The organism is Blastococcus saxobsidens (assembly GCF_010682065.1).
GTDB classification, from domain to species: Bacteria; Actinomycetota; Actinomycetes; order Mycobacteriales; family Geodermatophilaceae; genus Blastococcus; species Blastococcus saxobsidens_B.
In genome coordinates, this window is the sequence record NZ_JAAGWG010000026.1 from 65,254 (window position 1) to 76,266 (window position 11,013).

General features: G+C 71.8%; 11 protein-coding genes. 7 read left to right on the forward strand and 4 right to left on the reverse strand.

The window, feature by feature from the left end:
* The first annotated feature begins 13 nt into the window (after nucleotides 1–13).
* Nucleotides 14–838, forward strand: coding sequence for an ATP-binding cassette domain-containing protein (locus tag GCU60_RS15980; RefSeq protein WP_163207008.1), 825 nt, complete (start codon nucleotides 14–16; stop codon nucleotides 836–838).
* A gap of 15 nt (nucleotides 839–853) precedes the next feature.
* On the opposite strand, the gene GCU60_RS15985 is transcribed toward GCU60_RS15980, so the two are convergent.
* Complete coding sequence (locus tag GCU60_RS15985; RefSeq protein ID WP_163207010.1) at nucleotides 854–1,450, reverse strand: MSMEG_1061 family FMN-dependent PPOX-type flavoprotein; 597 nt, start codon at nucleotides 1,448–1,450, stop codon at nucleotides 854–856.
* Between the two features lie 181 nt (nucleotides 1,451–1,631).
* Between GCU60_RS15985 and GCU60_RS15990 the strand changes: the two genes are divergently transcribed.
* Entirely contained in the window at nucleotides 1,632–3,431 is a 1,800-nt protein-coding gene (locus GCU60_RS15990; RefSeq protein WP_163207012.1) for an FAD-dependent oxidoreductase, read from the forward strand.
* 136 nt (nucleotides 3,432–3,567) lie between these two features.
* Nucleotides 3,568–4,674 (forward strand): alcohol dehydrogenase catalytic domain-containing protein, encoded by a 1,107-nt coding sequence (locus tag GCU60_RS15995; protein WP_163207014.1) that lies wholly within the window; start codon nucleotides 3,568–3,570, stop codon nucleotides 4,672–4,674.
* Between the two features lie 138 nt (nucleotides 4,675–4,812).
* On the opposite strand, the gene GCU60_RS16000 is transcribed toward GCU60_RS15995, so the two are convergent.
* The 3 genes from GCU60_RS16000 to GCU60_RS21685 form a co-directional block, all read right to left on the reverse strand.
* Nucleotides 4,813–5,466, reverse strand: coding sequence for a DUF7002 family protein (locus tag GCU60_RS16000; protein WP_163207016.1), 654 nt, complete (start codon nucleotides 5,464–5,466; stop codon nucleotides 4,813–4,815).
* Between the two features lie 416 nt (nucleotides 5,467–5,882).
* Entirely contained in the window at nucleotides 5,883–6,572 is a 690-nt protein-coding gene (locus tag GCU60_RS16005; RefSeq protein ID WP_163207018.1) for an ABC transporter ATP-binding protein, read from the reverse strand.
* Complete coding sequence (locus GCU60_RS21685; protein ID WP_163207020.1) at nucleotides 6,569–7,648, reverse strand: FtsX-like permease family protein; 1,080 nt, start codon at nucleotides 7,646–7,648, stop codon at nucleotides 6,569–6,571. The genes GCU60_RS16005 and GCU60_RS21685 overlap by 4 nt, the downstream gene beginning before the upstream one ends.
* 181 nt (nucleotides 7,649–7,829) lie before the next feature.
* Here GCU60_RS21685 and GCU60_RS16015 point away from each other — a divergent pair, with 181 nt between their 5' ends.
* The 4 genes from GCU60_RS16015 to GCU60_RS16030 all read left to right on the forward strand — a co-directional run.
* Nucleotides 7,830–9,047 carry a sensor histidine kinase gene (locus tag GCU60_RS16015; protein ID WP_163207023.1) on the forward strand — a complete coding sequence of 406 codons (1,218 nt, stop codon included), beginning with the start codon at nucleotides 7,830–7,832 and terminating at the stop codon, nucleotides 9,045–9,047.
* Nucleotides 9,044–9,679, forward strand: coding sequence for a response regulator (locus GCU60_RS16020; RefSeq protein ID WP_163207025.1), 636 nt, complete (start codon nucleotides 9,044–9,046; stop codon nucleotides 9,677–9,679). Before GCU60_RS16015 ends, GCU60_RS16020 begins: the two co-directional genes overlap by 4 nt.
* A gap of 225 nt (nucleotides 9,680–9,904) precedes the next feature.
* Nucleotides 9,905–10,183, forward strand: a complete 279-nt coding sequence (locus tag GCU60_RS16025) for a hypothetical protein (RefSeq protein ID WP_163207027.1) — start codon at nucleotides 9,905–9,907, stop codon at nucleotides 10,181–10,183.
* 283 nt (nucleotides 10,184–10,466) lie between these two features.
* Nucleotides 10,467–11,013 (forward strand): helix-turn-helix domain-containing protein (locus GCU60_RS16030; protein WP_163207029.1); only part of this gene is annotated, 547 nt, incomplete at its 3' end.

The following is an 11,013-nucleotide window of genomic DNA, read 5'->3' on the forward strand; positions in this document are numbered from 1 at the left end:
AACGGAGAACACTGTGAGCGCCACCCACTCCCTCGTCGCCGAGGGGCTGAGCCTCGGGTACGGCGAGCGCACCGTGATCGAGGACCTCGACCTCGTCGTCCCGCCGGGGCGGATCACCGCGATCGTCGGCGCCAACGCCTGCGGCAAGTCCACCCTGCTGCGCTCGATGTCGCGGCTGCTGTCGCCGCGCGACGGCCATGTCCTGCTCGACGGCAAGGCGGTGCACCGCTTCCCGGCCAAGGAGCTGGCCCGGACCCTCGGCCTGCTCCCGCAGTCGCCGATCGCGCCGGAGGGCATCACCGTCGCCGACCTCGTCGGCCGTGGCCGGCACCCGCACCAGGGAGTCTTCACGCGGTGGCGGACGGAGGACGACGTCGCCGTCGCGGCGGCCCTGGAGGCGACGCAGACCACCGAGCTGGTCGACCGCTCGGTGGACGAGCTCTCCGGGGGGCAGCGCCAGCGGGTCTGGATCGCCATGGCGCTGGCCCAGCAGACCGACCTGCTGCTGCTCGACGAGCCGACGACCTTCCTCGACGTCAGCCACCAGATCGAGGTGCTGGACCTGCTCACCGACCTCAACCGGGCCCGCGGCACGACCGTCGTCATGGTCCTGCACGACCTCAACATGGCCGCGCGCTACGCCGACCACCTCGTTGCGCTGGCCGCCGGACGCGTGCACGCCGCGGGCGAGCCGGCCGACGTGCTCACCGAGGAGTGCATCCGCGCGGTGTTCGGCCTGGACAGTCGGGTCATCGTCGACCCGACGTCGGGCCGGCCGCTCATGCTGCCGATCGGGCGCCACCACATGGCGCCGGCGACAGCGGCCGCCGCCGGCTGACCGGCGGCGCCGCGGTCAGAGGTTCTGCGCCAGATCGGCGTGCAGGACGTCGTCCGGCGGCAGCGGGGCCGGCAGCTTGCAGTGGTCGCGGAACACCACGCCCATCGGCGCGACGTCGCCGCGGCCCGGCCACTGCTCCGGCTGCCACAGGCCCGAGCGCATCAGCGAGCGGGCGCACTGGAAGTAAGCCCTCTGGACCTGCACGACGAGCGCCGAGCGGGGTGGCCGGCCGAACTCGGTCAGGTCGACGTCGACGGCGGCGGCGGGGACGAGCGAGGCCGTGCCGAACACGCGCAGCGTCTCGTTGATCCCGGGCACCACGAACATCAGCGCCACCCGCGGGTTGGCCGCGACGTTGCGCAGGCTGTCGACGCGGTTGTTGCCGGGGCGGTCGGGGAGGACCAGCCGGGAGTCGTCGAGGACCTTCACGAAGCCCGGCTCGCCGCCACGGGGGGAGACGTCGGGAAAGCCGTCGGCGTCGGCGGTTCCCAGGGTCAGCCAGGGGGAGATCGCGATGAACGCCCGGCAGTGCCGGTCCAGGTGGTCGATCTCCTTGTCCCAGGCGGGCTGGGACGCATCCCCGTAGCCGGCGAGGGGATCGGGCGCGCTCATTCGGCTGACCGTAGAGGTGGCTGCCGAGGGCCGAAGCGGGAGGCCGCGGACCGGCGGGCATCCCGTCGACGGACCAGAAGTCGGTCGCGCCACGCCGTGTGGCCCTTGACACATTCGCGGCATCGGTAGTCAATTCCTCAACTACCTGCGCGGAAGCCTGCTGGCCCCACGAGAGGACGCCATGACCGTTTCGCCCCCGCCGACGAGTGCCTCCGCCCCGCCCGCCGTCACCACCGACGTCCTCGTCGTGGGGTCCGGGCCGGCCGGCGCCTCTGCGGTGCTCTTCCTGGCCACCTACGGGGTCTCGGCGCTCCTGATCACGAAGTACTCCCGGTTGTCCGACACCCCCCGGGCGCACATCACCAATCAGCGCACCATGGAGACGATGCGGGACATGGGCCTGGAGGACCGGCTCATGCGCGAGGCCACCCCCTGGGAGTACATGGGGAACACGACCTTCTGCACGAGCCTGGCCGGTGAGGAGCTGGGCCGGATCCCCTCCTGGGGCACCGACACCGTCCGGCACGCCGACTACGAGCTGCAGAGCCCGTGCACGATGCTCGACGCGCCGCAGACGATCACCGAGCCCGTCCTGATCCAGGCCGCGCAGGAGCGCGGGGCCCGCGTCCGGTTCGACGCCGAGTACGTCACCCACGTGCAGGACGACGACGGGGTCAGCACCACCGTCCGCGACCGGCTGACCGGCGGCGAGTACGTCGTCCGGTCGAAGTACCTGATCGGTGCCGACGGCGCGCGCAGCAGGGTGGCCGCAGACCTGGACCTGCCCTTCGAGGGGCCTGGCGCCGTCGCGGGAGCGCTGAGCATCGTCTTCGAGGCCGACCTCTCCCGCTTCGTCGCCCACCGGCCCGCGGTCCTCTACTGGATGCTGCAGCCGGGTGCGGAGAAGGAGGGCGTCGGGCTGGGCGTGCTGCGCATGATCAAGCCCTGGACCGAGTGGATGCTCATGTGGGGCTACGAGGTCGCCGCCGGGCCGCCCGACCTCACCGACGAGGTCGTCCGGGAGCTGGCGGTCGCGCTCGTCGGGACCGATGACTTCGAGATGCGGGTGAAGTCCCGCTCGCCGTGGACGGTCAACCACCACTTCGCGACGACGATCGCCCGGGGGCGGGTCTTCTGCGCCGGCGACGCGATCCACCGCCACCCGCCGACGAACGGGCTGGGCTCCAACACCTCGATCCAGGACTCCTACAACCTGGCCTGGAAGCTCGCCCACGTGCTCTCCGGCGCGGCGTCGCCGGCGCTGCTGGAGTCCTACGACGCCGAGCGGGCGCCCGTCGCACGCCAGATCGTCGAACGGGCCAACCAGAGCATCGCGGACACCGGGAAGATCATCACCGCGCTCGACCTGACCGACACCACCGACGTCGCGAAGCTCGAGGCCCAGCTCGCGCTGCGCAAGGCGCCGGGGCCCGAGGGGGAGAAGGTGCGGGCGGCGCTGCGCGAGGCGATCGCCTACAAGGCCTACGAGTTCGACGCCCACGGCGTCGAGCACAACCACCGGTACGCGTCGGCCGCGGTCGTGCCCGACGGGACGCCGATGCCCGGCTTCCGGCGCGATCCGGAGTTGTACGCCCAGCCCACGACCTGGCCCGGAGCCAAGATCCCGCACACGTGGGTGACCCGCGGTGGGCACCGGGTGTCCACCCTCGACCTGGTGGGCCGGGGGCGGTTCGCACTCGTCACCGGCATCGGCGGGGAGGCGTGGCTGGAGGCCGCGCAGGCGCTGGGTGCCGAGCTCGGAGTGGCCATCACGCCGGTCCCGATCGGCCCGGGTCAGGACTACGAGGACCCGTACGGCACCTGGGCCGAGCTGCGCGAGATCGAGGACGGCGGTGCGCTGCTGGTGCGCCCGGACATGGTCGTGGCTGCCCGCCATCTGTCCTCGCCGGCCTCGCCGCAGCAGGCCTCCGACTGGCTCAGGGACGCACTCGTCACCGTGCTCCACCGCGCGGCCGGCTGACGTCCGTCGGGTGGATCCGCAGGCTGCTGCGGATCCACCCGACGCTGGTATCGGGCGCGTCGTCGTCGGCGCTGCCCCATGATGGGTCGCGAGGGCCGGCGGACGAGTCGACCCGCCACTCGACCGGGAGTCACTCGTGGAGATCACTGCCGCAGTCGTCGAAGAGCTGCACGGGCCGTTCGTCGTCCGGCCCCTCGAGCTGGAGGATCCGGGTCCCGGGGACGTGCTGGTCAAGGTGGCCGCGACCGGCTACTGCCACACCGACGGGATCGCCCGCGACGGCGATCTGCCGTTCCCGCTGCCGGGCGTGCTCGGCCACGAGGGCGCCGGCACGGTGGTCGCCGTCGGTGAGGGCGTCACCGACGTCCGCGAGGGCCAGGACGTGGTGCTGGGCTGGCCGTACTGCGGAGAGTGCCGCAACTGCCAGGCCGGCGAGCCGCGGTACTGCCTGAGGCTCGGTGAGCTCGTCGGCGGGGGCCAGCGCCCGGGCGGTCGGGGCTCGGCGCTGCGGACCCCGGACGGCGGGACCGTGGCCAGCCACTTCTTCGGCCAGTCGTCCTTCGCGACGTACGCGATGACCTCGGCGTCGTCGCTCGTGCCCGTCCCGGAGGGGCTGCCGGTCGAGCTCATGGGTCCGCTGGCCTGCGGGCTGGCCACCGGTGCGGGCGCCGTCTTCAACACCCTGCGCCCCGAACCGGGGTCCTCGATCGTCGTCTACGGCGCCGGGACGGTGGGGCTGGCCGCGGTGATGGCCGCCCGGTGCTCGCCGGCCACGACCATCATCGCCGTGGACCGGCACGCGGCCCGGCTGCGGCTGGCCACCGACCTCGGCGCCACCCACACGATCGACGCCACGGACACCGACGCGGTCGAGGCGGTCACCGACATCTGCGGCGGCCCCGCCGACGCCGCCCTGGACTGCACCGGCGTTCCGGCCGTGCTCCGGCAGGCGATCGACTCGGTCGGCATGCTCGGGACCGCGCTGCTGATCGGCGGCGCACCGGCGGGGGCGGAGTTCAGCGCCGACCACCTGAGCACGCTGTGGGGCAAGACCATCCGCGGCACGCTGGGTGGGAGCGGCCATGGTCAGGCCTTGATCTCGTCCCTGATGGACCTGCACGTGCAGGGCCGGTTCCCGTTCGACCGGCTGGTGCAGTACTTCCCGCTGGAGGACATCGCGGACGCCGTCGAGGCCTCGCACAGCGGTGCGGTCGTGAAGCCGATCATCCGCATGCCGCACTGACGGACGAAGCCGTCGCCGCCGCGCAGGCCGGATGATCACGGGGCCGAGTGGTACTGCCGGAATCCAAGCGCGGCTGCGTCTCGCCGCGGATCGTGTGCTCGGCGCGCGAGCGTTGCTTGCATCGCGACCGTCACGGCTCTAGACGACGCCGGCCTGTGGCTGCAAGGTCATGCGTTCGATCAGCAGACTCCTCACGTCCTGAACCCCTGCTGGAACGGTCAGTTCGGCGATGGGAGGTCGCCTATTTCGACGCTCCTCCCACGGGTACTCGCCGATTGGCAGAAATGGCCTCGGTCCACGCGGAACCTTGGCGCCCGGATGGACGGCGCCGCTGTTGTAGGGCGACAGCTCGACGGTGTGGCCATACCGCGACAGGAGCGCCGCGGTGTCCAGGACGAGCATGTCGTGCGCCCGGTCCCGGTAGGGGGGTGCGCTTCTGAGTTTGAGCAGTGGCGGTTCCTCGAGGAAGAAGAACACACGCTGGTTCAGTGCTCGGTAGTACTCAGCCACCTCCATGCCGACCAGCGTCCGGCGCAGCACTGTCTCGTTCATGGGCTTGTTGTCGCGTATCCAGGCGATTCCGACGCCCGCGCGCTCAAGTTGCTTCATCTCTGGCCGGCGTTGGCACAAGAGGCGCTCGCGTTCCAGCCCGACGATCCCGTACAGCTCGAGAAGGGATGCAGTCGACAAGAGCCCGTGGCGCTCGATTGACGGCCAGGACCCGACCTCGGTCAGGTGGTACAGCCGCGGCCAACGCCGCTCGATGAGGCCGACCGATAACGACGAAGCCATGGGCGGACGATATCGGCAGCGACTCTTCGCTCAGATCAACTTCGCTGCACCAGCGGAGGTCCGGCACAGGCAGTTGGCCTGATCACCGGTAGCTGGAAGGCGTGGGCCCCAACGTGTGGAGCGGGTGACCGGGATCGAACCGGCATGGCCAGCTTGGAAGGCTGGGTGACTCCAGCCGTGAATCCGCTGGTCAGCGCCTCATGAGGTGGCCGTCGTGCCTTCCGCGTGCCTTACCCGCGATCCGACGAACGAGCTCCTCCACATCTTCGCCGGACCACGGTCTGCGCCACTCCGATGACGCCGGCCGAGGAGGAGGGAGTCTCGGATGTCTTCCCCCACCTGGGACACCCCTACTGCCTCGCGATCCCGGGGCATCGCCTCGTCGCTGCTGGCCACTGCGGAGGGGGTAGTGGCCCTCAGCGGTGCCCGGCCGTAACGGGGCTGCGCAGGCGTCCGTCGTGGATCTCGACGACCTGGTCGACAGCGGTCAGGTGGGTGCGGTCGTGAGTGACCAGGACGGTGGCGGCCCCCTGCCGGTGGGTGAGGGTGGTGATGAGGTCCAGGATTGCGGCGCCGCGTTCGTGGTCCAGCGCGCTGGTGGGTTCGTCGACCAGCAGCACGGCCGGCTCGTTCATGAGCGCGCGGGCGATGTTGATGCGCTGCCGCTGGCCGCCGGAGAGCTGGTGCGGCCGGCGGTCGGCCTGCCCGGTGAGCCCGACGGCCTCGAGGAGCTTCATCGCGTGGCCCCGTGCGGCCCGCGGGGAGCGGCCGTCGAGGTGGGCCATCACCTGGAGCTGCTCGGCGGCGGTGAGCGACGGCAGCAGGTTGGGCTGCTGGAAGACCATGCCGATCCGCGTGCGGCGCAACTCGGTCAGCCGGTTGCGGCTCATCCCGGTGGTGTCGGTGCCGGCGATGACCACCTGCCCGGTGTCGGGGCTGATGAGCGTGGCTGCGACGGCCAGCAGGCTGGACTTGCCGGAGCCGGACGGGCCGACGAGGGCGGTTATGGTGCCGGCCGGCACGTCCAGGCTGACGTCGTCCAGGGCTGTGAGGCGAGTTCCGCCGTCGGGGTAGGTCAGGGTGACATCGGTCAGGTGCAGGCTCATCGGGCACTTCCCAGGGCGGTCAGCGGGTCGACGGAGGTGATCCGGCGGATGGAGAGTGCCGCACCGGCGACGCCGAGCGCGATCATGACCAGCGCCGGCACCGCGACCGTGGCGAGGTCGAGGGCGAACGGCACAGCGTTGCCGAGGGCGGCACCGGCGGCGACCGCGATCGCGGTGCCGGCGACGGTGCCGAGCGCGAGCAGCGCCACGGCTTGGCCGAGCGCGTCGCGCAGCAGGTAGCCGGTGGACGCGCCCAGTGCCTTGAGGACGGCGATGTCGCCGCTGCGCTGGATCGTCCAGACGGTGAAGAACGCCCCGATCACCAGGGCGGAGATCGCGAACAGGAATCCGCGCATCAGCTGCAGGGAGCCGTTCTCCGACGTGAACGAGCCGATCGCGGACAGGGCGTCGTCGCGGCTGACCGTCGTCGTACCCAGCTCGGTGTCGGCGGCGGCCAGGTCGGCATCGGAGGTGGTGGTCAGCGCGACGACGGTGGCGCGGACGGCGCCGCCGGTGCTGCCGGTCAGCGCCTGGAAGTCGTCCAGGCTCATCCACATGACCGGGGTGTGGCTGTAGGAGGCGTCCCCGGCGTTGTCGGCGACCAGCAGTTCCTGGCCAGCCACCGTGACGGTGCCCCCGATCCGGGCCTCGAGCTCGTCCGCGGCGGCGGTGGACAGCACGACCGCGCCGTCCCGGACCTGCCCGCCGGACGGGGCCAGGCCGGAGCCGGGCTCCACCCCGAATGCGGACACGCTCGCCGTCCGCCCGTCGGTCTGCGCGCGGGTGGTGAGAATGCCCAGCGGCTCGGCGCTCGTGACACCCGGCACCCGCTCCCACGCGGTCCACGTGCCGGCGTCCACGCTGGAGACGGTGAACGAGATGCCCTCCCCGTCAGCGGGCGCGGCGAACGCGAGGTGGTCGGCGGGCAGGTCGGTGATGGCCGAGGTGTTGGCCCTGGCCAGGCCGGCGGTCAAGCCGGACACCAGCCCGACCAGCACCGTGATGAGCACGACCACGGCGCCCATGAGGACGAAGCGTCCCTTGGCGAACCGGAGGTCTCTCCAGGCGACGAACACGGGTTCGGCTCTCCTCGCTGCACGTGCCGGACGACGTGCCCGGCGACTGGATCCAGCCTCGCGGCGGGAGCGGGTCCTGGGCATCGCGCGGGAGACTGTTCCGGCCTGGCCAGGAGGTGCACGGCCTTCTCCACCTTTCGATGGATGCGGCGTCGGCGTGGCCGCCTAGCCTGGAGCTGCCATGTCTCCTCCTTCCGCCGTGCCGGTGCAGCCGGTGCTGCGCGCCTGCCTTCACCTGCTGGTGGTCGGGCTGCTGGCACTGGCCGCCGCACGGGCCGTGGCCGAGGACGCCCCGCATGCCGGTGCGGTGCTCGCCGCGGCGGTCGCAGTGGGCCTGATCTACGCCATCGGGCCGGTGCTGCCGCGGGTGCGCCGTTCACCGACGGCGGCGGCCGCCTGGCTGACGGCGTTGGGCGTCAGCTGGTTGGTGCTTCTGTATTGGACGCCGGACGGCATCTGGCTGGCCTTTCCGCTGTTCTTCGTCCAGCTCCACCTTCTGCCCATGCGCTGGGGGCTGACCGCCGTCGCGACCACGACCGCCGCGGCGATTGCCGGGTTCGCCTGGCACCGGGACGGCCTCACCGCGCCGATGGTCCTCGGCCCGGTCCTGGGTGCGGCCGTCGCGGTGGCCACCGTGCTCGGCTACCAGGCCCTGTACCGGGAGAGCGAGGCGCGCCGGCGGCTGATCGACGAACTCACCGCCGCCCGCGCCGACCTGGCCGCCGCCGAGCACACGGGTGGGGTCCTGGCAGAACGCGAGCGGCTCGCCCGCGAGATCCACGACACCCTCGCCCAGGGCCTCTCCAGCATCCAGCTACTGCTCCGCGCCGCAGAACGTGCCCTCCCCGACCGACCGGACAACGCCCTCGACCACGTCCGGCAGGCCTGTCAGGCCGCCGTCGACAACCTCGCCGAGGCGCGGCGCTTCGTCCGGGACTGGACCCCGCCGGGACTGGAGGTGGCCGGCTCGCTGCCCACCGCGCTCAAGCAGCTGTGCGCCACCACCGTCAAGACCTCCGGACTGGCCGTGCACGCCTCCATCTCCGGTGCGCCGATCGAGCTGCCTGCGGCCCAGGAGACCGCGCTGCTGCGCATCGCCCAGGCGGCGCTGGCCAACGCCGTCCAGCACGGGCACGCGTCGCGCATCGAGCTGACGCTGAGCTACATGGGCACCGACGTCGCCCTCGACATCGTCGACGACGGCACCGGGTTCGAGCCCGATCTCGTCGCACCGCCTGGCCAGGGGGCGGACGGGACCGGATTCGGCCTGGCTGCCATGCGCGCCCGCGCCCGCGCCCTCCAGGGCACACTCATCGTGGAGTCCGCGCCCGGCAAGGGCACGGCGGTCGCGGCCACCCTCCCGGTCCCTGTGGACACCGTGGCGGAAGTGTCGGCATGACCTCCGTCCCCGTCCGGCTGCTGCTCGCCGACGACCACCCCGTCGTCCGAGCCGGCCTGCGCGCGGTCCTGGAGGGCGAGCCGGACTTCGAGGTGGTGGCCGAGGCGCCCACCGCTGAGCGGGCCGTCGAGCTCGCAGCCGAGCTGGACGTCGACGTCGTGCTCATGGACCTGCAGTTCGGCAGCGGCATGGGCGGCTCGCAGGCCACCGCCGTCATCACCGCTCGCCCCGGCGCGCCCCGGGTGCTGGTCCTGACCACCTACGACACCGACGTGGACATCCTCGCCGCGATCGAGGCCGGCGCCACGGGCTACCTGCTGAAGGACACCCCGCCCGACGAGCTCGCCGACGCGGTGAGAACGGCGGCCGCAGGGAAGTCCGCGCTTGCCCCGGAGATCGCGCAGCGGCTGATGGACCGTGTGCGGAGGCCGGCCGTGATGCTCAGTCTCCGTGAGATCGAGGTTCTGCAACTGGTGGCCGAAGGGTTGTCGAATCAGCAGATCAGCGAGCGATTGTTCCTCAGCCAGGCCACCGTGAAATCCCATCTCGTGCACATCTACGCCAAGCTCGGCGTCGACTCACGGACCGCTGCCGTGGCCACCGCCACCGCCAGCGGGCTCATCCGTCGATGAGACGGCGAGGCGGGCTGCGACCGGCCCCGGGCGTTCGGAGCGGGTCTGGCCAGATAAGCGGGGCACCCTCGTCCGCCGGGAGGCGCCGGGTAGCCTCCCTGGCGTGGCTGGACTCGTGATTCTGTGCGGGCTCGCCGGCGACTGACTCTCGCGCCGGTGGGTCCGGGAGCACGTTGGTCGAGGTCTTTCTCCCGCTGACCAGGGTCATCAGGCCCGGAGGCACGCATGGCCACCCACCACGATCTCGTCACCACCGCGGCCAAGGTGCGCGTCGTCGTCACCGACGCCCTTGGACTGCAGCGCGTTATCACCATGTTGACCGGGCGCAACCACGCCTTCACGCGCCTGGAAGCCGAGGAGGCCCACCAGGGCCGGTGGACGGTCACCGTGGACCTGGCTGCCTCGTCGCACCAGCTGGAGCTCGTGACCCTCCGGCTGGACCGGCTGCCCAGCGTGCTGACAGTCGACGTCACCGCGCCCGGCCACCTCGCCATCACCGCGTGAGGCCGCTCGCCGCGGTCAGCGGCGGTGTCCCACCGTATGCCGCCGGCACCTCTGACGCAGGCTGAGGCATGGGTAGGCGCCGCCAGGCCCCGGTCGACGATTGCCGCGTGGAGCAGTGCGGTGGCCTCCAGTGGGTCCTCGGTGAAAGGTCCCCTGGCGGGCCGTGTCCATGCCGAGCAGGCCGGCCTTGCCGATGGACTTTGACAGGCCGCGGCCTCGTCAGCGAATCTACCCGCGAATAATCCGCGCATTCGTCAGCGCGATGGGTTAGCCTGACGATGTGGTGGACGAGCTTACGAGCGCCGGGCCGGCGCTGGAGGCTGTCCGCCTTGACCGTGGGCTTGTGCAGGCCGCCCTCGCCAAGGAAGCAGGGCTCTCGCAGGCGGCCTTGAGCAAGGCCGAAGCCGATCAGGTTCCGCTGACCGGGGAGCGACTGCTCCAGGTGGCGCGGGTCCTAGAGTGCGCTCCTGAACTGCTCGCTCACCGCGCCGGTTCCTCGCTGGCGCCAACCGCGTGCGTGTTCCACCGCAAGCGCGCCAACACCACCGTCGGCCAAGCCAAGCAGGCCCGTGCACGGCTGACCCTGGCCCGCGTGCACGCGGAAGCACTGCTCGACCTCGTCGCGACCGCGCCTTCAACGCTGCCCCGCGAGGCACCCACTCCCGACGAGTACGTGACCCCCGAAGAGATTGCGACGAGTGTCCGCCGCACCCTTGGCCTGGGCGCCGGACCCATCAATGACCTCGTTGGGGGTCTGAACCGCCCCGGCAAGTCCGGAGACTCAGCTGTCTGTGACCCCGGCCGTTGTCAGGGTCGGTTGTTGAGCGTAG